17 protein-coding genes are annotated in these 23,360 nt (G+C 42.1%); 11 read left to right on the forward strand and 6 right to left on the reverse strand.

Annotated features, from left to right (window positions below; all coding sequences use genetic code 11):
* From G5B00_RS12635 to G5B00_RS12650, 4 genes are all read right to left on the reverse strand, one after another.
* The coding region (locus G5B00_RS12635) for a SusC/RagA family TonB-linked outer membrane protein (protein ID WP_163875838.1) at window positions 1–1,413 on the reverse strand (1,413 nt) is incomplete at its 3' end.
* A 23-nt stretch (window positions 1,414–1,436) separates the two neighbouring features.
* Window positions 1,437–2,546, reverse strand: a complete 1,110-nt coding sequence (locus G5B00_RS12640) for a FecR family protein (protein WP_163875840.1) — start codon at window positions 2,544–2,546, stop codon at window positions 1,437–1,439.
* Between the two features lie 128 nt (window positions 2,547–2,674).
* Window positions 2,675–4,000, reverse strand: a complete 1,326-nt coding sequence (locus tag G5B00_RS12645) for an ATP-binding protein (RefSeq protein ID WP_163875841.1) — start codon at window positions 3,998–4,000, stop codon at window positions 2,675–2,677.
* Window positions 4,001–4,116: 116 nt separating this feature from the next.
* On the reverse strand, window positions 4,117–4,662 hold the full coding sequence (locus tag G5B00_RS12650; RefSeq protein WP_163875843.1) for an RNA polymerase sigma factor: 546 nt from the start codon (window positions 4,660–4,662) through the stop codon (window positions 4,117–4,119).
* A 174-nt stretch (window positions 4,663–4,836) separates the two neighbouring features.
* Here G5B00_RS12650 and G5B00_RS12655 point away from each other — a divergent pair, with 174 nt between their 5' ends.
* The 3 genes from G5B00_RS12655 to G5B00_RS12665 all read left to right on the forward strand — a co-directional run bounded on the left by G5B00_RS12655 (window position 4,837) and on the right by G5B00_RS12665 (window position 8,540).
* Window positions 4,837–6,171 carry a dihydroorotase gene (locus G5B00_RS12655; protein ID WP_163875846.1) on the forward strand — a complete coding sequence of 445 codons (1,335 nt, stop codon included), beginning with the start codon at window positions 4,837–4,839 and terminating at the stop codon, window positions 6,169–6,171.
* A gap of 118 nt (window positions 6,172–6,289) precedes the next feature.
* The gene (locus G5B00_RS12660) at window positions 6,290–7,798 is read left to right on the forward strand and encodes a M14 family zinc carboxypeptidase (protein ID WP_240894484.1); all 1,509 of its coding nucleotides are present in this window, start codon (window positions 6,290–6,292) and stop codon (window positions 7,796–7,798) included.
* 262 nt (window positions 7,799–8,060) lie between these two features.
* A complete protein-coding gene (locus tag G5B00_RS12665; RefSeq protein ID WP_163875849.1) occupies window positions 8,061–8,540 on the forward strand; it encodes a lipocalin-like domain-containing protein in 480 nt (159 codons plus the stop codon).
* A 24-nt stretch (window positions 8,541–8,564) separates the two neighbouring features.
* On the opposite strand, the gene lysS is transcribed toward G5B00_RS12665, so the two are convergent.
* Both lysS and G5B00_RS12675 read right to left on the reverse strand, forming a co-directional pair.
* A complete protein-coding gene (lysS, locus tag G5B00_RS12670; protein WP_163875853.1) occupies window positions 8,565–10,274 on the reverse strand; it encodes a lysine--tRNA ligase in 1,710 nt (569 codons plus the stop codon).
* Between the two features lie 197 nt (window positions 10,275–10,471).
* Window positions 10,472–13,171 (reverse strand): substrate-binding domain-containing protein, encoded by a 2,700-nt coding sequence (locus G5B00_RS12675; RefSeq protein ID WP_163875856.1) that lies wholly within the window; start codon window positions 13,169–13,171, stop codon window positions 10,472–10,474.
* Between the two features lie 241 nt (window positions 13,172–13,412).
* Between G5B00_RS12675 and G5B00_RS12680 the strand changes: the two genes are divergently transcribed.
* The 8 genes from G5B00_RS12680 (at window position 13,413) to G5B00_RS12715 (ending at window position 23,038) form a co-directional block, all read left to right on the forward strand.
* Window positions 13,413–14,753 carry a sugar porter family MFS transporter gene (locus G5B00_RS12680; protein WP_163875858.1) on the forward strand — a complete coding sequence of 447 codons (1,341 nt, stop codon included), beginning with the start codon at window positions 13,413–13,415 and terminating at the stop codon, window positions 14,751–14,753.
* A 151-nt stretch (window positions 14,754–14,904) separates the two neighbouring features.
* Complete coding sequence (locus G5B00_RS12685; RefSeq protein WP_163875862.1) at window positions 14,905–15,822, forward strand: carbohydrate kinase family protein; 918 nt, start codon at window positions 14,905–14,907, stop codon at window positions 15,820–15,822.
* A gap of 13 nt (window positions 15,823–15,835) precedes the next feature.
* On the forward strand, window positions 15,836–17,299 hold the full coding sequence (locus tag G5B00_RS12690) for a glycoside hydrolase family 32 protein (protein ID WP_163875865.1): 1,464 nt from the start codon (window positions 15,836–15,838) through the stop codon (window positions 17,297–17,299).
* Between the two features lie 151 nt (window positions 17,300–17,450).
* Complete coding sequence (locus tag G5B00_RS12695) at window positions 17,451–18,545, forward strand: alpha/beta hydrolase family protein (RefSeq protein WP_163875868.1); 1,095 nt, start codon at window positions 17,451–17,453, stop codon at window positions 18,543–18,545.
* A 3-nt stretch (window positions 18,546–18,548) separates the two neighbouring features.
* The gene (locus G5B00_RS12700; protein WP_163875871.1) at window positions 18,549–19,145 is read left to right on the forward strand and encodes an RNA polymerase sigma factor; all 597 of its coding nucleotides are present in this window, start codon (window positions 18,549–18,551) and stop codon (window positions 19,143–19,145) included.
* Window positions 19,146–19,175: 30 nt separating this feature from the next.
* The gene (locus G5B00_RS12705) at window positions 19,176–20,294 is read left to right on the forward strand and encodes a FecR family protein (protein ID WP_163875872.1); all 1,119 of its coding nucleotides are present in this window, start codon (window positions 19,176–19,178) and stop codon (window positions 20,292–20,294) included.
* Between the two features lie 155 nt (window positions 20,295–20,449).
* Window positions 20,450–21,613, forward strand: a complete 1,164-nt coding sequence (locus G5B00_RS12710; RefSeq protein WP_163875875.1) for an LLM class flavin-dependent oxidoreductase — start codon at window positions 20,450–20,452, stop codon at window positions 21,611–21,613.
* Window positions 21,614–21,625: 12 nt separating this feature from the next.
* Window positions 21,626–23,038, forward strand: coding sequence for an APC family permease (locus G5B00_RS12715; protein WP_163875878.1), 1,413 nt, complete (start codon window positions 21,626–21,628; stop codon window positions 23,036–23,038).
* Window positions 23,039–23,360: the final 322 nt, after the last annotated feature.

A 23,360-nucleotide genomic window follows, 5' to 3' on the forward strand; every position in this document is an offset into this window, starting at 1 on the left:
ATATTTGAGATTTGTACTGCCCCCTGTCATGGACAAATTGTACTGTTGAAATTTGGCTGTACGTGTGATCTCATCAAACCAATCGGTGTTGGGCAATTTGTCTGCATCGTCACCCCAAAAATCATAATCGTAGTAGGTGCCGTCTGGTTTTTGCAAGGCGTAATAGTTGTTGAAATCCTGTTGTGCCAGTTTATGCCATTGGTAATAGTTGAGACCATCTAGGAAATAACCAAGTTTATTGTGGTATAGGTTGTCGAGATTTTGCTTAAAATCACCTCCTTGGGCTTGAATCAATCGGTGCATCTGCCCTTCGGTCCATAGCTCCTTGTACTGTTCTGCTGTTACAAATTCAGGTTTCACGGCAGAGAATATATTGGACACACCGCTCTGGGCCGACAGTCCGAATCTCATACGGTTAGACGGTATCCCTTGTTTGGTGGTAATCACGATAACCCCATTGGCACCTTGAGATCCATAGAGTGAGGCAGAAGCGGCATCTTTCAATACGGTGATGTTGGCTATATCTGCCGGATTGATCATCGCCATCGGACTGGATACGGCATTGCTATGTCCAGAGGTATTGTCCTGGTCAAAGATGATTCCATCGATGACATACAGCGGTTGGTTCGAAGAGCTCATGGATCCAAAACCTCGTAAGCGTACCTCGGCGATATCTCCCGGCTGTCCAGAGCTGGAAACAACGAGTCCCGGTACCTTTCCTCCAAATACATGCTCGAAAGAGCTGATCGGTCGGTCGGCAATATCTTCGGAAGTCATTACCGTAACCGAACCTGAATATTCTTCTCTATTCAAGTCCCCATAGCCTGTCACTACGACTTCGCTAAGTGTTTGTACACTGTTGTTCAATAGCACCTCGTCCATATTGTCGATGCCCAAAACCAAGATATATGTCACATAGCCTATATGTTGGAACGATATCTTATCTCCATGTATTCCGGTAATGGTAAAATGGCCTGCACTGTCTGTCATGGTAGACAAACTGCGGTCAGCGTTTTTTACCGTAACCCCAACCATTGGAATATTTCCCGGATCTGAGACGACCTTTCCATGTGCGGTCAGCACTTTTTTCTGATTCGAGGAGGTGCCGTCCAGAGGTGTTTCTTTGTTGAATATAGTGATGGTGCCGGCTATTATCCGATAATCTAGGCCATATTGTTGACATAGCTTGTCCAGTACATGGGTGAGTTGGGCGTTTTTGACTTGAAAAGACAAAACTTTGATATTTTTGATGAGGTTGTCTTTGTATAGAAAGAGGGAGTTCGTCTGCGAGGATATTTCGTCCAAGACGTGCTCTAATGTGGCTTCACGTACGGATAGGGACACCCGCTGTCCGAAAGCAGGAGTGTGTATCAGTAGTAAAAATGAAATAAGTACTAAAAAAGATACTTTCATAATTTATGAGCCCTTGTCTCGACCTACTTCCTTTTCACAAAAAGTTTGTTTCCTTTGATTTCCATCTTGACGTCCATGACGTAGTTCAACATCTCTACGACCTCCTGTAGTGTAGCCGTGCGTTTTATACGGCCTGTATAGCCCGTTTGCATGGATATGTTCTTGTCAAACTCCAGGGTTATGTCGTACCACCTTTCGAGCTGATTGGTGATGTATTTGATATTGTCCTGTTTGAAGTAGAATTCATCATTTTTCCAGGCGATTTCTCTAGAAATATCTGCTATACCTGTTTTTAACGTAGAATTGTTGTTTTCTGCGAATTGCCCCGGTGTCAGCACGATACTTTCCTGTTGATTGGAAAAGGATACGCTACCCTCGATAAGAGTGGTTCGGGTCTGGTTTTCATAAGCTCTGACATTGAAGTGTGTGCCCAATACCCTGACCTGTGCATCTTTCGTGTCCACATAGAAAGGTTTATTCTTGTTTTTTGCGACTTCGAAATAGGCCTCTCCTTGTAGTGAAACACGTCGTTCGGGTTTTTGGTCAAAAGCGGAAAAAGAAAGTTTGGAATGGGCGTTCATCCACACTTTTGTGCCATCGGGCAATACAAATCTGAATTCGCCACCTTTGGGAACAATGAGCTCGTATCTTTTGTCTGCTTCTTCTGATGGAGAAAAGGCCTGGTTTGCCGCGAGTGTGCTGTACAATTCCTGGATTTCCTTTTCATCCAATGTACTTGCATCTATGCGCTTACCATCGGGCAGGATGAGTTCGGCTTTGGTACTTCCTGGAGGAATAGATTGGTTTGTGACCATTTGTTGGGTGTCCTGCTGCTTATCTTGTTTCTTATACAAGGGATAAGTGACTACAAGTAACAGCGCAGCGATGGCAGCGGTCGCGCTTATCCATCGATAGATTGGACGTGTATGGTTTGCTGATTGCCCAGAAGGCATATTTTGTCGCTGTAGATGTTGGAATGTCTGTTCTTTTTTGTTTTGAACAATCATCTCATCGGGTTCCTGTAACGGAACTTGCAAATGCTCGTACCAATGCTCGATGAGTTTCTTTTCTTCATCTGTAGCTTGACCTGCATTGTACTTTTTTAAGAGGTTGTATAGGTTTTCTTTTTTCAAAATATTAGGTGTCTTTGCCTATATAATCCGACCGGAAGACAAAAAGTACTATACGAAAAATAAAAAAAGTTCGGTGTTGGTTTTTTTTAGATTTACACGGATATTTTTGAATTATTTGGTTTGACCGACTATACGTTCAATATCTTCCAATAGCCAGTAGTTTCACCCTCTCGTTCAATTACTCCTTTTTGTTTCAGTGCATCAATATGTTTCTGTATGGCAGATTCATTGACTCCCAGTTTGGACGATAACTGGCTGCGAGAAATAGCCGGGTTTTCTTTTATCATATCCAACACTTCCTTCTGTCTTTCCGTAAGGAATATCTTATTCACTTGACCACCTACTTGACCACCTACTTGACCACCTACTTGACCACCTACAAATTTGGGGAAGGTCATACGGATAAAATTCGGAAAGAACCTAAAACAACTTTTGTCGTAGGCCTCCAAAATACGTGGTACACCGGAACCCAACTGTTCTACCAGTTCCAAGTCCCGATAAATTCGCATGAGTTCCTTATTACGGGGTGCTGATATGCCCTCAAAAAATTCTTCTTCGGTATATCCGTCGGGTAATAATCCTGCGGAAGTTATTTCGATCCGGTCATCAAAAATCTCAAATTTTGGGGGGATTTCGGTGGTATAGTCATTGTGTACAAATGCGTTCAGCACAGCTTCACGTAAAGCAGTCGTATCCCACGTTTGTTGATTGATCCGCTGTTTAGAAGTGATTTTTGTATGTGTGATGTTTTCTACCTCCAGCTTATCCAAAATGCTGTAAGTTGCTTTTACCAGCGAGCAATAGCCAAATTCCTTATTCTCAATAAGGTTAACCCGTGTAGTGCCATCATATTTTGCAAACTTGATAGAATTTCCGTTTTCATCTGCCATTAGATAGGCTACATAATTGTATTCGCCATCCCGGGTCAGCAATTCCAGGTTTGTAGCAAAATGCTGATTGAGTGTTTTCCCTTGTCCATTGTAGTAAATTTTCAATTGCTCAAACGTCAAATCCTGACGGTTCGACCTGATTTTTCCAATGGAATTACGGGTACGCCTGGCAAACAGATCGTCAATCATTTTTTGCGGCATCGGTTCGGCGGCTGTCCCTGTTCGGATAAAACAGCCTTTTTCGGACATACCGTATTTCTTGATGTAATACGGTTTTTCCGCTCCGCTCGCCACCACTATCTTGATCACATTTTTATGATCTCGTTGTTCCGAAACGACATCAAACAGCCCCAAACACGAAGGAAGGATATTGTTCTTCAGACGATCTTTTATTTTGAGCATATCCCCGTCTGCATCGGTAACACCGCACGTCATGCCATATTTATCTATTCCAATATAAACAATCCCACCTTCCTTATAATTCAGGAAAGCAACCACCTCTTTTTCAAGTTCTAATTCTTTGGTGAGTTCTTGTTTGTATTCTATACGATTTGTTTCGGACATACCCCGCAAATTTAAGGATTTACAAAACTATTCCTATTTTATTTGCACATCAAAAAACATTGCGGTAGACTTCAAAGGATGGCTAAAGAATAACTTCGATTTCAGCGAGAAAAAAACTATAAGAAATAATTTTTACCGTTGAAAATGACTTTTTTAAGTCTGTTGTAGGCAGAGTGGAGTTGGTTTTTGATTGTTTGTGGAGAGAGGGAAAGCTGATCGGAGATTTCCTGTATAGAATATTCTTCTTCTTTTTTTAAGAGATATATCTTGCGCATCTGCTCTGGCATACGATCGATGACTTGCTGAATGAGACTTCTTGTTTCTTTTTCTACAAGCAATTCGTGTGCTGAGACAAGGATTTGCTCTTGTTGCTGGTTGATTTCGAAGATACGGTTAAAATAGGCCTTGTTTTTTTCGAAATATTGCAAGGTTTTGTTTCGTAAAACCCCAAAAAGGAAAGCTTTACAGGATTCGATGTCCTGTATTTCATCCAGTTTTTTCCATAGTATCGTGAAGGTTTCCTGGGCAAGATCGGCTGCGACATCTTCATGACCTACCTTTGCAAAAGCCTGTCGGAATACGATAGCCCAATACTTATCGTAGAGCAGGGTAAATGCCGTCTCTCTGTTTTCAGCAATCAACACAACTATATCCTTAACCATACTCAGATCCGTATTATTCAGCTTTGGGAGGTGTACTTTAAATCTCAGTTCGAAGTTAACTAAAAAATAAAAAGTGGGCAAATTTTTGATCGGTCTGTTTATATCAGGCTTTAAAAAATCGCCAAATCCTTCAATTAATTTTATATTTGTCCTAGTTATTACTTATACTTTTCTATGTCTACAATACTGATAAAAAATGCACAAGTCGTCAATGAAGGTACTACACAGGTTTTGGATATCTATGTCAAGGGTGGCCGTATTGAGCAGATAGATGCACAGATCGACCGCAGTGCGGATAGGGAGGTCAATGCAGAAGGCCTACACCTGTTGCCCGGACTGATCGATGACCAAGTGCATTTTCGTGAGCCGGGTTTGACCTACAAGGCCAATATCTTTACCGAAAGCCGTGCGGCTGTGGCTGGTGGGACGACCTCTTTTATGGAAATGCCCAACACCGTACCCAATACACTGACCCAAAAACTTTTGCAGGACAAGTACGATATTGCGCAGGATACCTCTTTGGCCAATTATTCCTTTTTCATGGGAGCGGCCAACGATAATCTAGACGAGGTATTGAAAACGAACCCCCGGGATGTGTGCGGTATCAAGGTTTTTATGGGCTCATCCACAGGCAATATGTTAGTAGACAACGAGATGGCTTTAGAAAATATTTTTCGCAATGCACCTACGCTGATTGCTACGCATTGTGAGGATGAAGCAACCATACAGGCCAATCTCGCTCGGTTCAAGGAGCAGTATGGAGACAATATTGGTATAGAAATGCATCCTTTGATACGTTCGGCCGAAGCGTGCTACCTCTCCTCGTCTAAGGCTGTGGAACTGGCGCGAAAAAACAACTCAAGGTTGCATATCCTGCATATCTCTACCGGACGAGAGACAGCATTGTTTGACAACACAATTCCTTTGGAGCAAAAACGTATTACGTCCGAAGCCTGTGTGCACCATCTGTGGTTTTCGGATGCGGACTATAAGACCAAAGGAAACTTCATCAAGTGGAACCCGGCCGTAAAGACCGCACAGGATAGGGAGCAGATACTGAAAGCGGTATTGGATGGACACATCGATGTGATCGCTACGGACCATGCTCCACATACCCGTGAGGAAAAAGAACAGCCTTATCTGCAGGCCCCCTCGGGAGGCCCCTTGGTGCAACATGCTTTGCAGGCTTTGTTGGATATGGTACGGCAGGGAAAATTGACGTTGGAGCAACTGGTGCAAAAAACGGCACACAATACGGCAATTTGTTTTCAGATCGAGCAGCGGGGCTTTATTCGTGAAGGCTATTGGGCGGATTTGGTGTTGGTGGATCTGAATAGACCTTATACAGTAGCCAAAGAAAATATTCTTTCCAAATGTGGCTGGTCGCCTTTTGAAAACCATACATTCTCCTCGACTGTCGTACACACGTTAGTGTCCGGCAATCTGGCTTATTCCAATGGACAAATCCTTGAAGTGGGTTCGGGCCATCGTTTGCTGTTTGACAGATAAGATGTTTGGCTCGAAAATTGGTTGTATCATCATGACCAATTTTTGCTATTCGATAGAGATAAGATGCAGTTGAGTGCAAATATTGGCCGAATGAATGTTGAACAAAAATCGCACTACGATGAAACTTGTCTTCTTTGTAATACTTGTGGGGATGGCCATGGCTTGTCAGGAAGCCGGCATGACAAAAAAACATACAAAAGATTATTCAGATGCCATGAAATTGGATACGTCTATATTTAGTACTATACACGCCACCTACCGGGAAGAGGCTCTATATCATCGCCGGTTTAAACATAGCGATGTGGATTCCCTAATTAAGAAGCACCAAAATAACGCTCTATTGAACATTACGCAGATCGGTGCTTCTGTACAGGGACGTTCTATCTATGAAGTCGAATATGGAAAAGGAGACAAAAAAGTCATGTTGTGGTCTCAAATGCACGGAGACGAACCTACCGCGACGATGGCGCTGTTTGACCTTTTTAATTTTTTGGAAGGCAAAGACGACGGTTGTGAACCTATCCGTGACCTGTTGGCACGGGAGCTGAATCTCCATTTTATCCCCATGCTGAATCCGGATGGTGCCGAACTATACACACGTCGCAATGCACAGAGCATAGACCTGAATCGTGATGCCCGCGCTACACAGACCGTAGAGGGTACTTTGTTGAAAAAGCGCGCACAGGAAATCAAACCGAACTATGGTTTCAATCTGCACGATCAGAATATTTATTACAATGTGCCGAATACCAAAAATCCCGTCACGATATCTTTGTTGGCTCCGGCATATAACTACGAAAGGGAAATCAATGAGGTAAGGGCAGGTGCTATGCAGATCATCGCCGGAATGAACCGTTTGCTACAGCAGTATATCCCTAATGCAGTTGCCAAATATGATGACGCCCATACACCTAGAGGTTTTGGGGACAATTTTCAAATGTGGAATGCCAGTACAGTCTTAATTGAATCTGGCGGACTAAAAGGTGATCCGGAAAAGCAGGAAATTCGGAAGCTTAACTTTATCATTATCTTAAATGCACTGATCGAAATAGCCGAAGGCAGTTACAAACAGTATGCTGTCCAAGATTATGAGGATATCCCTTTCAATGCTTCTGAATTGCATGATGTCGTGATCCGAAATCTTGAATTGACGAGGGATGGGGTCACCTATAAGACTGATATTGCTATCCGTCGCGATGAGATTACGGTAGGTCGGGATTACTATGTGAGAGGAAGGGTTGAGGATATCGGCGATTTACCAGAATTGTTCGGTTATGATGAAGTGGATGCTGAAGGGCTTGTTTTTATGGAGGGCAAAATAGCAAATAAAGCGATAGCGCGTAGTAACGTTCTTGATGAGAATGCGGTGTTGAATGCATTGAAAAGCGGAATACTGGCTATTCCTGTTCAGATGACAGCTCCGAATAGGGAGGATGCATTGCACAATTGGCCTATTCTACTTTTTACACAGCGACAGTTTTACCTCACGAAAACAGTTGATCTGGGCGGTACAGCCAATTTCTTTATCGGTACCAAGCAGGGAGACATCAAATATGCTGTGGTGAATGGTTATCTGATCGATTTTTCAAAAGATGAATTACCGAAGGTGAAGCTTAGGGTATTATAAGGTTTTATATTTACCCATCTTTTTTTTATTCTATATAAGTAGCTGCGCAAAGTAAGACTACCGTAAGGATCATCAAGACCACAAAGGTTAAATAAGTTCCTTTCATATCACTATTGTTTAGTTTGTTTGATACATAGCAGCAAAAACCGAGCCGAGTTCTGCGATAGGGTTCGGATGGAGATCAAATGAAAACTTGATATTACGATGACAGAATATTTTTTTGTTCCGAACGTTATATAGATAAACAACAACCTCTGGTAATATGAGCACACTTAAAAACGAATTAATAGGATCATGGCGTTTACTTTCTTATATCGAAATCCCTCTACGCGGTGGAGATTCGTATTTCCCATTGGGTAAATCGCCTAAAGGACTTTTGTTGTATGGTCAAGATGGCTTTATGTCCTTGCAGCTTTCGGCTTCTGAAGAAATAAGTAGGGTTGAAGATAAAAACAATGTAAGGAGCCTTCAAGGTTATATGGCTTTCAGTGGAAAGTATACTGTAGACCCTAACTATGCCCATGTAACTTGTTTTATCGATACATCATCTTTCCCTTTGTGGGAAGGAACGAAACAGGTGAGAAAGGTCGATTTTGAGGGTGATGTATTGTTCCAAAAGACAGTGGAGCCCATCATGTCCGATGGACAGCAAGTACATGGCTACATGACTTGGAAAAGGATGGATAAGGAGGCCGAAGAAGATCTGCTCTTAACCGAACAGGTCGTTCATTTTGAGGTTTAAGAAAAAGGTAAGGTGCTCAGCACCTTACCTTTTTTTCATTATATACTTATTGTCGCCTTCAATCACAATATCTATAAGATTCTGTTGGCGTAGACTTTTCGTCGCTGTATCCCATTTTTTACCGCTTAGCGCCGAACGTTCCTTTACTTCGATAAGTGTGGCTCGTTCTTCAGATAGAAGTGCCAAAATAGTTTTTTCATCTACAGTGAGTTCTACGGAAGGCTCTTTTTTCTCCGGTCTCATTTGCGGAAAGAACAGCACTTCCTGTATAGAAGCATTGTTGGTCAGGAACATGATCAAGCGATCCATACCTACGCCTAGACCAGATGTAGGAGGCATACCGTATTCTAATGCACGCAAGAAATCTTGATCGATAAACATAGCTTCGTCGTCCCCTTTTTCTGAGAGACGGAGTTGTTCTTCGAATCGTTCCCGCTGATCGATAGGATCGTTGAGCTCTGAGTAGGCATTGGCAATTTCTTTGCCACAGACCATAAGCTCGAAACGTTCGGTGAGTTCCGGGTTGCTTCGATGTTTTTTGGTCAATGGTGACATTTCTATAGGGTAGTCGGTGATGAAGGTCGGTTGTATAAAGTTACCTTCACATTTCTCTCCAAAAATTTCGTCGATGAGCTTACCCTTGCCCATGGTCTCATTGACCTCTATACCCATTTCTCTTGCAGCAGTACGAATCTCTTCTTCGGACTTGCCCGAAATATCAAAGCCGGTAAACTGTTTGATCGCGTCCGTCATCGTGATGCGTGGGTAAGGGGCTTTGAAGTCGATCTCATGTTCGCCGAATACAGCCTTGCTTGTGCCGTTGACTGCAATAGCACAGTGTTCGAGTAAGCGTTCCGTAAAGCTCATCATCCAGTTATAGTCCTTGTACGCCACATATATCTCCATGACGGTAAACTCTGGATTATGCGTCCTGTCCATACCTTCGTTTCGGAAGTTTTTGGAGAATTCATACACACCGTCAAACCCTCCGACAATAAGTCGTTTAAGGTATAACTCGTTGGCAATACGCAGATATAAAGGGATATCCAAAGCGTTGTGATGTGTAATGAATGGACGTGCCGCTGCACCTCCGGGGATAGCTTGGAGGACAGGCGTTTCTACCTCCATATAACCAGCGTCGTTAAAAAACGTACGCATGGCATTGAATAGTTTCGTGCGCTTAATGAATCTTTCCCGGTTTTGTGGGTTAACGATTAAATCCACGTACCGCATCCGGTAACGTTGCTCTGGATCGGTAAATGCATCATAGGTTTTGCCATCGGCCTCTTTGACCACCGGAAGTGGGCGCAGGGACTTGGTCAATATCGTCAATTTTTCGGCGTGTATGGATATTTCTCCGGTCTGTGTCGTGAATACATAACCATCTACACCCACGATATCGCCGATATCGAGTAGTTTTTTGAATACAGTATTGTAGAATGTTTTGTCTTCACCTGGACACAGGTCATCCCGTTTGAGGTAGATCTGGATACGTCCGGTCGAATCCTGCAATTCCATAAAAGAGGCATTACCCATGATACGTCGGCTCATGATACGACCGGCGATACGGATATTCTTGTAGTTTAGCTTATCTCTTTCATAGTTTTCCAATATATCGGCAGCAGTGACATTGACCACAAATTCATCAGCAGGATAGGGATCGATGCCCAAATCGATGATGCTTTGAAGGTTGTGCCTGCGTTGCTGTTCCTGTTCGGATAATACACTACTCATATTGTTGTGGGTTTTTCAAATAATCAGCAAAAGTAGGAAAAAACAGGGATATTATTTGTATAAGCTCTCGAAGTTTTTCTATTCCTTTTGAGGTCTATGAGCTGGCGCACGAATCCTTTCGCGTGCCTCGATAAACAAGCACACGAAAGGATTCGTGCGCTAACAATGGGTGCACTAGCCGTGTTTATAATTCGTATTTACACATGCAACCTCTGGTATACTTTAGGGGTATGGTTGAACTTTGCTGTAAATACCTTGGTGAAATAAGCCGGAGAAGAGAAGCCGCTTTGGTAGGCCACCTCTGAAACGGTGAGAGAAGATTTCAGTAGGTGCGATGCTTTTTTGAGCCGGATATCCAATATATAGTCTGAGGGGCTGACCTGGAATATTTCGTTGAACTTATTGTATAGGTTTACCCTGGACATGTTCAATAATCGAGCGAGTTCGCTGACATTAAATTTATTGTTTACGATGTGCTGTTCGATGATGCTGTTTGTCTTTTGGATAAATGCATCGTGATCTGTACGTGTACGGGCATTTTCGATAAGGAATATATCCCGGTCCGATATTTTCAGATGCTTGTTGACAAGTGCCTTTCTGTTTTTTTCCAAAGATGTAATGGCATGTTCTAGAATGTCCAATCCATCGCTTTTCAATAGGTACAAATCGCAGCATTCTTTGAAGGCCTGCTCTTTATGGACATTGTTTGTATCATTGGTAAACAGGATAAACGTTGTCGTAGCATGGTCGGATGTGCTTTTTATATACCTAATAAAATCGTGGTAGCTGGTACTCATGGTTTTGTGTTCGGATAGGATAATATCAAAACGCTGTTCTTCGGTTTTCTGTCTGGCTATGTCAAAATTGTTGGCGATATGGACGTTGTATCTGCTTTGGAAATGTCTCTTTATCCAAGTTGTCCAGGTGCTGTCGCTGTCTATGTACAACATGTTGACCCTTCTTGAGGATGGCATGATGCCGTTTTCGTCATCCTCCAAAACTTCGGCTTTATAATCGATTTTTTTGTTGTTTTTTGTTGTTAAGTTATTTTGCAAGGATGAAAATGCATAGAATGTAATGTCAAAGGCAATAAAGTTTTCTTCAAATCGGTAGGCTATTTTCCCTTGGTGCTGCTTGATGACATCCTGAAAAAACGTAATTCCCACACCCAGTTTAAGGTCGCTGTCGAGTTTGGCCCGCTCGAGTTCCTGTGAGGAGAATGGTCCTACCGTTACTTTTAGTTGTATGCCGTTGTCCGAGAGGATACTGCTGAGTTTGAAATGTATGATGCCCCCGGGATGGGAAATGTTCAATAGGTATTCTATATAGTTGTACAGTGCTCTTTCGATCCACTTTTTGCTGACGATGATCTCATTTGTATGGAGATTGTTGTCTATGGTTATTTTGAGGTTCTTTTCGTGGATGAGACCGGAAAGCTGATAGGTGATTTGATTGAACAAAGTAGAAAGGTTGGTGCTTTCTGTGTCTACGGCAACCTGATTGTGTATATCCTCTAAGTTTTTGATGTCTGTGAATACATTGTTGAGCCTATGGGATACGGATTGTAGGATATTGATCGTGCGGCTGCGGACAATGCTTTGGTTTTCGTCTTTCTTTTGCAATTCCTTCAGAGAAGAGAACAATAACGAGATAGGGTTGCTCAGACTATAACTCAAATTTTTAAATAAGTTGGTTCGTTCTTCCAGACTGTTATTGAGTCTGCTGTTCAGGTTTTCGAGTTCCTTATTCTGCAAAGTGATCAATTGATTGTTTTTACTGATAATAGCTTTTGATTTTCTGAGGTTGTGCAAAGTGTACAAGATCGCAGCGATGGCTATCAACGAAAAAATGAGCAAGAGTAGGAAAATGTTGGATCTGTATTTTTCGAATTTGTTGATGCTTTTGAGCTCGGATAGGATGACCTGTTGTTTGTCGATATCCTGGTATTGTTCGTTGAGCTTGTTTTCGAGATCGATCAGCAATTGGACATTCGCCGTGTCTATCGTTATTGTGCCAAGGTCTACATTTCTTTTGTAATCGTTTTTCTGTAGTATGTTGATCGCTGTTCGGATGGTTTCCTTGCCGCCTGTAGGATAGTGTAACGTACTGTTTAGAATACCTTTCATGACCAGATCGAGACCATTGCCTTCTCCGGGTAGTCCATCTACGCCAATGACTTTGGGTTTGTGCACAAGCTGTAGGGAATCCAGATACTGGCTGGCCAGATATCCCATACGGTCATTAAAACAAAAGATAAAAGCAGTGTTTTCAAGGGTGATCCTGTCTACTGTCGATAGGGCATGCTTTGCGGATTGCGGTGTCCAGTCTCCTTGTAGTCGTATAATGGAATGGGAGTTTTGACGTTCTTTAAGACCATCCAATAATCCTTTTTCACGCTCGATAGATGCGGAAGAATTGGTTAATCCAGTGATGTATATAATATTGTCAGACTGCTTATTATTTTTCTTTATTTCCTCGCTGATCTTGTGTGCAGCCAATTTGCCGATATGATAATTGTCTGCCCCGACATAGGCATTATAATGTTCTGTAGCGGTTTTGCGGTCTACGACAATAACGGGGATACCCTCTTGATAGGCCTTGTCTACGATAGGGGACAAAGGTTCTGATTCATTAGGGCTGACAATGAGAAGGTCGACCCTGTCTTTTAATATTTCTTCGATTTGTTGGACCTGTCTACTGCTGTTGCCTTCGGCATCGTAAAATTGAAAATCAATATAAGGATGAAACGACAGTTCTCTCTTCATTTCGATCAACATGTTTTTTCTCCATACATCGTTTTGTATACATTGGGAAAAAGCTATGGTATAATTATACTGCTGTTCCTGTGGTTGGCAAGAGAGTAATAGCAAGGTAATGATGAGGTAAGGATGTTTCATACTTGTCTTATTGTAAATATAAAATTATAAAATTGTTAATATATGATTTAATATTATTTTATAAATATTTGTTTATTATGTTGTTATGATTTTTTAATATTGGTTTACATAATTCATGTTTAAATATTGAAAATTGCTATTTTGTAAATGTTGAATGGGATAACTTTGGAACATACAATTATAAACAGGCGCGTCTATGCCTTTTCAACAAGGAGGACAGTAAACTTATATAAATTATTTCATGAAAAATAAAATCGGTTTTTGGACTTTTATTATTGCCTTGGGAGGCTTTTTGTTCGGTTTTGACACAGCTGTCATATCAGGTGGGGAGAAAGACATACAACACCTTTGGAAGCTGTCTTCTTATGAACATGGTCTGACTATGTCTATTGCCTTGATCGGAACAGTGTTTGGAGCGTTGATAGGCGGTATACCATCAGATCGTTTGGGAAGGAAAAACACGCTTTATCTGGTTGCTTCATTATACCTGGTTTCTTCATTGGCAACTGCTTTTGCACAGTCCTGGGTTCTTTTTATGGTATTTCGGTTTTTGGGAGGTGTAGGCGTGGGGATTTCTTCTATTGTAGGACCTATTTATATTTCGGAATTGGCTCCGCCGCATAAGCGGGGCAAACTCGTTGGGATGTTCCAGTTTAATATTGTTCTGGGTATTGTGTGCGCTTATCTGAGCAATTATTTATTGGCTGGGATAGGCGAAGAAGCCTGGCGTTGGATGTTGGGCATCATGGCTGTTCCGTCTTTATTGTTTTTGGTATTGATCAACTTTCTGCCCGAAAGCCCAAGGTGGCTATGGCTCAAAGGTGGTGATGAAGAGAAGATAAAGGGTATTTTGAAGGCTGTCAGTCCGGTGACTTTCGAAACGGATTTTCAAAGTATCAAGAAGGCTTCTGTGGGCAAAGAAGCCTCTACCGTATCTCTTTTCCAAAAGAAATATTTTAAGCCTATCATTTTGGCTGTACTCTTTGCGATGTTCAATCAATTGGCTGGTATCAATGCCATTATCTACTATGCTCCTCGCGTATTCGAATTGGCTGGCTTGGGTGCGGAAAGTTCTTTGCTGTCGACCATCGGTATAGGTACAGTAAATTTTGTGTTTACCTTATTGGCTATCAATGTGATCGATCGATATGGACGTCGTACCTTAATGACGATAGGCAGTATAGGATTGATTGTTTGCTTATTGTTGGTTGCATTTTCGTTTTTTGCACTTGAAGCCGGAGATGGAGGTTTATTGGCAAATGGAGTAGCCATTGTCATCTTCTTGATGTTTTTCATTGCATTCTTTGCTTTTTCTCAAGGTGCAGTAATCTGGGTGTTTATTTCAGAAATATTTCCGAATGAAGTTCGTGCTAAAGGGCAGACATTGGGTAGCCTGACACATTGGATGCTGGCGGCGATCATTACTTTTGTATTTCCTGTTTTGACCGAGCAGATCGGGGGAGGCTATACTTTTTTGATTTTTGCCGGGTGTATGGTGCTGCAATTGGTGTATGTGCTTAAAATGATGCCAGAGACCAAAGGAAAGAGTTTGGAAGCAATGGATACGGTTAATTTGCATTGAGGGATGGACTGTAGGGGCAAAAAAAATGCCCCTACCGTTATTTGTCATTCCGACGATAGGAGGAATCTATCTCTAAAGGTGTTTAAATTAGTTTTAGATCCTTCCTGCCGTCAGGATGACAGCCCTCTTTACATACACAATAAAAAACAAAATGACACACGAAAAACAACATACAAAAGTCCTGTGCATGGGAGAATTGCTGTGGGATATGATCCCCACGGGCAAGATGGTCGGTGGTGCGCCTTTTAATGTAGCTTACCATCTCAATAAGTTGGGGGTATCGGCAAGGGTATTGACCCGTATAGGGAATGATATGGATGGTGTAGAACTCGTGGACTTCCTGACACAGCACAAGATAGACAGTAGCTTAGTACAGGTGGACAAAGAACAACCTACCTCCAAGGTAGAAGTGTACTATGACGACACCCATTCTGTGAAATATGATATTGTATATCCTACTGCCTGGGATTATCTGGAATTGCCAAAACCTGCTGAATTGGTGGAAGATGTCGATTATCTTGTGTTTGGAAGTCTTATTTTCCGTCATGCCGTTGCGAGAGATACCATGGTGCAAATCCTGGAAAGGAGTAAGGGAACACGGATTTTTGATGTAAACCTGCGTGCTCCCCATTTTTCAAAGGAGGGTATCTTCCAGATATTGGGCTATACTGACATTTTGAAATTGAATGAGGACGAACTGGCTTTGATCAGCGATTGGTTGGGACAGGGATCACGCAGTGTCAGTGATCAAACGGATCATCTTCTGGAAGCCTTTGGGATCAATGAATTGGTACTCACTTTGGGGGCAAAGGGAGCAATGCATAAGAGCCGTGAGGCTGGCGAAACGTATTTCTGTCAGGCACAAAAGGTGGAGGTCGTGGATACGATTGGCAGTGGTGATTCGTTTTTGGCGGCTTTTATCGCTTCCAAGGTACAGGATCGGCCGATGCGCGAAGCTTTGCATTTTGCGTCTGTGTTAGCGGCTTTTGTGACATCGCAAAAAGGCGGATGTCCAATATATACACAGACAGATCTGAATTATTTTGAATGGCACAATGCCGTGCTTTAAACTTTTAAATATAATGTTGAGAAAGAGAGCTTTTTTATTTGTTTTTACGTTGTTTTTGATGATGAATGCCTTTGGTCAGAATGAGGAGAAATTCAGACCTTTGTATCACTTTACACCACAGGAAAACTGGATGAACGATCCCAATGGCATGGTCTATCATCAAGGTTTGTATCATTTGTTCTACCAATATCACCCGTATAGTTCCAAATGGGGGCCCATGCATTGGGGCCATGCAGTGAGCAAGGATCTAGTGGATTGGGAACACCGGGAGATAGCCTTGTATCCGGATTCGTTGGGTACTATTTTTTCGGGTAGTGCCATCGTGGACAAGGACAATACGGCCGGATTCGGGAAGGATGCCTTGATCGCACTCTATACCTCAAATCATGAAACCCGTGTAGATGGCAGACGAAAAAGATTGCAGACACAAAGCATTGCCTACAGTCTGGACAACGGCGTGAGCTGGACAAAATATGGCGGCAATCCGGTATTGCCCAATCCAGGTAAAAGCGCCTTTCGCGATCCTAAGGTAATCTGGCACAATGAGAGCGCAAAATGGATCATGAGCCTTACGGCCGGAGACAGCATCGCCTTCTATGGTTCCAAGAACCTAAAAGAATGGGATAAGCTAAGTGATTTTGGCCGTGGCTATGGTGCGCATGGTGGTGTATGGGAATGTCCAGACTTGTTCAAGATGGATTATAAAGGAAAAGAGGTGTGGGTGTTGATCGTAAGTCTCAATCCGGGTGGGCCGAATGGAGGCAGTGCAACTCAATATTTTTTGGGCGATTTTGATGGGAAAGTCTTTACATCGTATGATAAGGAGACAAGATGGCTGGATTGGGGTACGGACAACTATGCGGGTGTAACCTGGAGCAATGTAGGAGACAGACACCTATTGATCGGTTGGATGAGCAACTGGCAGTATGCCAATGCTGTGCCGACAGAAAAATGGCGGAGTGCCATGACGACCGTACGCGATCTATCGCTGGTCGAAGTGGAAGGAAAACTGTATCTCAGGAATTTCCCGATAGATAGCTATAATGCCAGGTTTAAAACAGCTGCTCCCGCCGTAGCAAAGGACAGCAGGCTAAATGTTTTGGGAATGAAAAATGCGTTTAAGATCAGTATAAAGGACGTAGATCTTTCCAGGGATTTTAAATTGACCTTTGGAAACAAGAAAAATGAAGCTTTAACTTTTCAATACCATAAAAACCACAATTACTTTGCGGTGAATCGCTCTGAAACGGGTCTGATTGCTTTCAACAACAATTTTCCGAAAAAAATAATCGCGGATAACCTGATAGCAAAGTCTGCTTGTGATGTGGATGTTTATATGGATAAGACTTCGATTGAGGTATTTGTAGATGGAGGTTTGGTGAGTATCACGGGAATCTTTTTCAACGAGGATGATTTTGAATTTGTCGAAAGCAGTCTTGAAATAAAGAACATTGAAATTTTTAGATATACTAAATAATAAAAGATATTTCGTTTAAGAAACAAGCCTGTCTCGTTTTCAAAAAAGGGACAGGCTTGTTTGCTTTGAAAAAAGTAAAAATACTTTTACCCTATACCTGTAGTTTGGTCGTCTTATCTTTATACAGTAACTTAGCCTAAACTTACATGCTATGCTAAAAACCTATAAAATTATTTTGTTTTTCTTATTGATATCGGTGATATCACACCCTTCATTTTCACAAGAAAGTACAGAACTTCTCAAACAAATAGAGCGTCTCCAGACCAGAGTTTCTAATTTGTCCTACTCATTCGATCAGCTTAACAAGAAGATTGAGGATGTGAACTGGTACAATAAAGTTGGAGAGATTGCCTATGTGGACAAAGTACGGATGACTGGGCCTCCAGCGAAGATCAAAAGCAAAACAGCCAAAGGAGCAGGCAATCCGTTGGTATTCTGGTCGTACGTCTTTATCCCAAAAGACTTTGATCCGGGCAAAAAATACCCCCTCATCGTATTGGTGCACGGTGGTGTGCATGGCAACTTTGGGGTAGGGAATGATCATATCGTCAAAGAGTTCATTTCTCAAGGGTACATTGTTTCTGCTCCCGAATACAGGGGAAGTACAGGTTATGGAAGGAGTTTCCAACGGAAGATCGACTATGGTGGATTGGAAATAGACGATACCAAGGCTTGTCGGGATTATATGGTCGAAAATTATGATTTTGTTGATAGTTCGAGGGTGGGTGTTGTCGGATGGAGCCATGGCGGTTTCCATGCCTTGCTGAATGTGTTCAATTTTCCGAAGAGTTATGCCGTAGCCTATGCAGGAGTGCCGGTCAGTGATCTGGTGATGCGTCTCGGCTATATGGACGACGACTACAGGAAACTGTTCTCGGCAGATTATCATATCGGCAAAGAGGTCAAAGATGATGTAAAGGAATACCGTAGACGTTCTCCAGCATTTCAAGCCCATAAACTGCAAACCCCATTGCTGATCCATGCCAATACGAATGATGATGATGTGTTGATCGAAGAGGTAGAACATTTGATCAGCGCCTTGAAAGCAAATAACAAAAAGTTTGAGTATGAGATCTATGAAAATAAACCTGGAGGGCACCATTTTGACCGGATTGACAGTTATCTGGCAAAAGAAGTCAGACTAAAGGCTTACAAGTTTTTGCAGCAATACTTGAAACCGGATAAACCGTTTGCCAATATTTCGGAATTGATCAGGGCGAGTTATTATCCTCCTCGTAAAAAGTAATGTATGGATAGGTTGGAGACACTTGCTACAAAAATCAAAAATGGAGATCATCATGCCTTTATGGAGGTGTATGATCTCTATTTTTATCAATTGAGTGTTTTTGTCAAGCGATATGTGCATTCGGAAAGTATTGCAGAAGATCTGACACAAGATGTGTTCGTCAAGCTTTGGGAAAAACGTGAGTTTTTGGATAAAGTGACCAATTTTAATTCCTACCTCTATAGAATTGCCAAAAACCATACATTGGATTATCTAAAAAAAATCTCCAGACTGGAGATTATGCCGGACGATCTGTTGAAAGAATTTAAATTTTCGTCCAATGAGGTGGAGCTGTTTGTGACTGAGCAGGAATACTTTAGATTTTTGGACAATTACATGAAGTCTCTGCCCGAAAAGTCGCAAGTGATATTTGATCTGTGCAGAGAACAGGAAAAATCCTATGATGAGGTTGCAAAAGAATTGAACATTTCCAAAAGTACCGTAAAGCACCATATGGTCAATACGATGAAAAGATTGAAAGATGAGATCATACATAAATTTAGGATCGACCGCTTTCATTTTATTCTTTTTGTAGTTCTTTGGAAAATATTCTTACCCTAGTACGCGTCTTCAACGTCTTATGGAGTAGTCATGAAAGCTGAAGATAAATACTATAGGAAGCTCGTCGAGGGGTATCTCAACAAAACGCTGACCAAAAGAGAATTGGCCGTGTTTTTTGATTTACTATCTCGGGGTGAACTGGATTTTTATCTGGAGGAAGATATGGTGTCCAACTTTGCCGAAGAAGCCATATCTCATCATCATCAATCTTTTTGGAGAAGATATGCTTGGTGGTCCGTGGCTGCAAGTATATTGTTGGCTGTAGGGTTGGGAATATATTTTTTTCAGCAGCAACCCAACAATACAGATACCGTTGCCAAAACTGCGCATACGGTCCAACCGGGAAGTGACCATGCTATCCTGACCTTGTCCAATGGCGAACAGATTATCTTGGACAGTTCTGGACAGGCCGAGGAGATAGCAGAAGATCATGTATCCATTGTCAATGATAGCAAGGGGAGACTACATTATGATCTCTCAAAATTGGATCTGTCCGATGTATCTCCCGACGAATTGGCCGACAAGCACCATACCATAGAAACTCCCCGTGGCGGAACATACCACATTATTCTGCCCGATGGAAGCAAGGTATGGCTCAACTCGCTTTCGAAAATCAAATTTCCTTTGGTTTTTTCTAAACAAAAACGGGTGGTGGAGATGGAAGGCGAAGTCTTTTTTGAAGTGGCGAAGCGTAAGGATCAACCTTTTTTAGTTCGATCCAAAGGACAGGAAATCAAAGTTTTGGGAACATCATTTAATGTCAACGCCTACGGTGACGAACCATTCACACGTACGACATTGCTTACCGGGCAGATACAGCTCTTCGGGGCAAATGCTGTCATCAAGCTCCTCCCTGGAGAAGAAGCGCTAAATACAGGAACAAATCTGAAAATACAAAATGGTGATATCGAACAAGCTATTGCCTGGAAAGATGGTTATTTTAGATTTGATAAAGTGGATATTCAAACTTTGATGCGCCAAATATCACGATGGTACAGTGTCAATGTGAAATATGTGGGTAAGGTATCCGATGAACGTTTTGTCGGCAAAATAAAACGTTCGGAAGATATTCACGAACTGCTTAAGATTTTCAAAGATGGGGGAATGAATGTTTCGCTGAATGGGCGAACTATCGTTGTGACAAATTAATATAGTTTTTAGAGTACACGACAAATTGTGACCCAATTAATATTCCTTTTTATTTTTTTAATCTATTTAGTCTACTAGTTTGGTAGTCTAAATTATGCTGATTATATTTGTCGGCATAAATTCTGATAAACAGTAAGACAATAGATAAACGTAAGATGCTAAACCAAATCGTAGCCGTTCCCGTTCGAACCCAGCAAAGAGTTGCCGAAATATCCTGGTTTGACGATATTATCGGAGGTGACACCGAATATTTGGGCGTATTGGATCATAGTAGGAGAAGCAATTTTGAACATTGTAAGCACATAGCCCAGACTGCGGACCGATTGGGTTATCGCAAAATCCTGTTGCCTACAGCCTATACAGTTGGTCAAGAGGTGCTTACTTTTGCAGCCGGTGTTGCACCTTTCACAAACAATATCAATCTTATCACAGCTATTCGTACAGGGGAATACCATCCCCCAATGTTGGCACGTTCTTTGGCGGCGTTGGATCACATGTTGGAGGGACGATTGACCATTAATATCATCAATTCTGATTTGCCGGGCTTGCGGGAGGATCCAGAACTGAGATATTTGCGGTGTGCCGAGAATATAGAAATTTTAAAACAAGCCTGGACACAGGATGAGATCGATTTCAAAGGTGAACTGTACCGGTTTAAAATGGCGGCAGACCCCGTAAAGCCTTATCAGCAAAATGGTGGCCCTTTGTTGTATTTTGGTGGTACTTCTGATGGGGCAAGGGAGATTTGTGCCCAATACTGTGACACGTTTTTAATGTGGCCCGAAACAGAGGAAGCTATGTACGAAACTATGCAGGATATGAGCCGGAGGGCTGCCAAATATGGTCGAACCATCGATTTCGGATTGCGTATCCATGTCGTGGTGAGGGAGACGGAAGACGAGGCTAGAATGCAAATCAGAAAACTACTGAAACATTTCAATGAGCAACGTGCGGCCGAGATAAGGGCGAGGGGAGAGGATTCACGATCGCTAGGTGTTGTCCGGCAGGATGAGATGCGGAAGCATGCCGATGCTGAAGGTTTTGTCGAGCCTCATCTATGGACGACTATCGGAAAGGTGTTTTCGGGATGTGGTGGTGGATTGGTAGGAGATCCTGACCAGATCGTCCATAAGCTGAATCGGTACATGGATATGGGTATACGGGCTTTTATATTGTCGGGCTTCCCTTTGATAGAAGAAGCTGAAATATTTGCCAAATATATATTGCATCGATTGCCGAATGTGTCACTTTCCGAGCTGCACAATCGCGTACCAAAAACAACACCGGTTACACCATTGACCACAGCAATATTAACGTAAAGACGAGACCGTATGGCAAAAGAAACAAGAGCCCACTTCAAACGCGAACTTAACCTGTTGGATGCCACGCTGTTGGTGGTCGGTAGTATGGTGGGATCAGGTATTTTTATTGTCAGCGCAGATATTGCCCGGAATACGGGGTCGGCAGGTTGGCTGATATTGGTCTGGGTTATCGGTGGGTTTATGACCTTGACGGCAGCATTGAGTTATGGCGAATTGAGTGGTATGTACCCCAAAGCCGGAGGACAATATGTTTATCTTAAAGAAGCATATAATCCGTTGATCGCTTTTTTGTACGGATGGAGCTTGTTTGCTGTTATACAAACTGGTACGATTGCAGCTGTAGGTGTTTCTTTTTCCAAGTTTCTGGCTTATTTTATTCCAGGAGTAAGCGAAGATCTGGTGTGGATCTCCATTGGGAACCTTCAGATATCTCCTGCACAGCTATTGGCCATTGGCATTATTTTTCTATTGACTTTGGTCAATACTAGTGGGATAAAAAGTGGTAAATGGATTCAGTTGATCTTTACCCTCACGAAGATATTGAGTATAGCTGGATTGATTGTGTTTGGGTTTATCTATATGGATACCGATGTAGTCAGATCCAATTGGGATGAGGCTTTTCAGCTAAAAAGAATACTTGCCGATGGATCGTTTTTGAATTATGAGGGATTGCCTGCGCTGGGTGGAGCTTTAGCTGCGGCTTTGGTAGGGGCAATTATGAGTTATGAAGCCTGGAACAACGTGACTTTTGTCGCGGGAGAGATCAACAATCCCAAAAGAAACATAGGGCTGAGCCTCTTGTTGGGAACCTTATTGGTTACCTTGATCTATGTGTTGCTGAATGTGATGTTTACGCTGGTTTTACCCTTGCAGGATATTGCATTTGCCGAGAAGGACAGAGTGGGTATTGATGCCTCGCATGCGATTTTTGGAGCAGGTGGTACGGTCATTATTGCGCTGTTGATTATGGTGGCCACGTTCGGTTGCAACAATGGTTTGATTTTGGCAGGGGCGCGGGTGTACTATAGTATGGCCAAGGATGGAGCGTTTTTTAGACAAACAGGCAAGTTGAACCGTCACGGTGTACCTGCTATAGCTCTGTGGGTACAGTTTGTCATGGCCTCTGTTTTATGTCTGAGTGGTAAATATGGCGATTTGTTGGATATGATTACTTTTATCGCTGTATTGTTCTATGTATTGACTATAGTAGGCATTTATATTCTTCGGAAAAAAGCTCCCCATATCGAACGTCCTTACAAAGCTATTGGTTATCCTATACTTCCGGCAGTCTATATTTTACTCGGAGCAGGCTTCTGTATATTGTTGATTATCTACAAGCCTGAATATACCTGGCCTGGACTGATCATAGCCTTACTGGGCGTTCCTCTATATTATCTGCATAAAAAATTTTTTAAGGGATAGTCTCCTTTTCTTTGTGAGCATGTTTTCTATGTTTGCTGAGGGCAAACATAGGAAGAACCCTTATGTTTTGCCTTTTTCATTTTTTTTTAAAATATTTTGCCCTTTCTGTTTCCCCTGTCGTCATATACATATAAAGTGGTGGAGACAATACTTTATTATACCTGCATTATGATAGACAATATTGATAAGAAAAGAGTAGATATCCGTGTAGAAAAAGTAGTGCAAGAAGCCTCGGAACTCCTTGCACAAAATTAGATAATAGAAAATTAACGTACTATTAACCGTTACCTAATGACACAAATTTATGCATTTTAAGTTGGAT

Source organism: Parapedobacter sp. SGR-10 (assembly GCF_011030405.1).
GTDB lineage: Bacteria > Bacteroidota > Bacteroidia > Sphingobacteriales > Sphingobacteriaceae > Sphingobacterium.

Coding starts and splice junctions, on each gene's coding strand:
- G5B00_RS12645 (WP_163875841.1), bottom strand. CDS start 4,000: ATGTCCGAAACAAATCGTATAGAATACAAACAAGAACTCACCAAAGAA.
- G5B00_RS12650 (WP_163875843.1), bottom strand. CDS start 4,662: ATGGTTAAGGATATAGTTGTGTTGATTGCTGAAAACAGAGAGACGGCA.
- G5B00_RS12655 (WP_163875846.1), top strand. CDS start 4,837: ATGTCTACAATACTGATAAAAAATGCACAAGTCGTCAATGAAGGTACT.
- G5B00_RS12660 (WP_240894484.1), top strand. CDS start 6,290: ATGAAACTTGTCTTCTTTGTAATACTTGTGGGGATGGCCATGGCTTGT.
- G5B00_RS12665 (WP_163875849.1), top strand. CDS start 8,061: ATGAGCACACTTAAAAACGAATTAATAGGATCATGGCGTTTACTTTCT.
- lysS (WP_163875853.1), bottom strand. CDS start 10,274: ATGAGTAGTGTATTATCCGAACAGGAACAGCAACGCAGGCACAACCTT.
- G5B00_RS12675 (WP_163875856.1), bottom strand. CDS start 13,171: ATGAAACATCCTTACCTCATCATTACCTTGCTATTACTCTCTTGCCAA.
- G5B00_RS12680 (WP_163875858.1), top strand. CDS start 13,413: ATGAAAAATAAAATCGGTTTTTGGACTTTTATTATTGCCTTGGGAGGC.
- G5B00_RS12685 (WP_163875862.1), top strand. CDS start 14,905: ATGACACACGAAAAACAACATACAAAAGTCCTGTGCATGGGAGAATTG.
- G5B00_RS12690 (WP_163875865.1), top strand. CDS start 15,836: ATGTTGAGAAAGAGAGCTTTTTTATTTGTTTTTACGTTGTTTTTGATG.
- G5B00_RS12695 (WP_163875868.1), top strand. CDS start 17,451: ATGCTAAAAACCTATAAAATTATTTTGTTTTTCTTATTGATATCGGTG.
- G5B00_RS12700 (WP_163875871.1), top strand. CDS start 18,549: ATGGATAGGTTGGAGACACTTGCTACAAAAATCAAAAATGGAGATCAT.
- G5B00_RS12705 (WP_163875872.1), top strand. CDS start 19,176: ATGAAAGCTGAAGATAAATACTATAGGAAGCTCGTCGAGGGGTATCTC.
- G5B00_RS12710 (WP_163875875.1), top strand. CDS start 20,450: ATGCTAAACCAAATCGTAGCCGTTCCCGTTCGAACCCAGCAAAGAGTT.
- G5B00_RS12715 (WP_163875878.1), top strand. CDS start 21,626: ATGGCAAAAGAAACAAGAGCCCACTTCAAACGCGAACTTAACCTGTTG.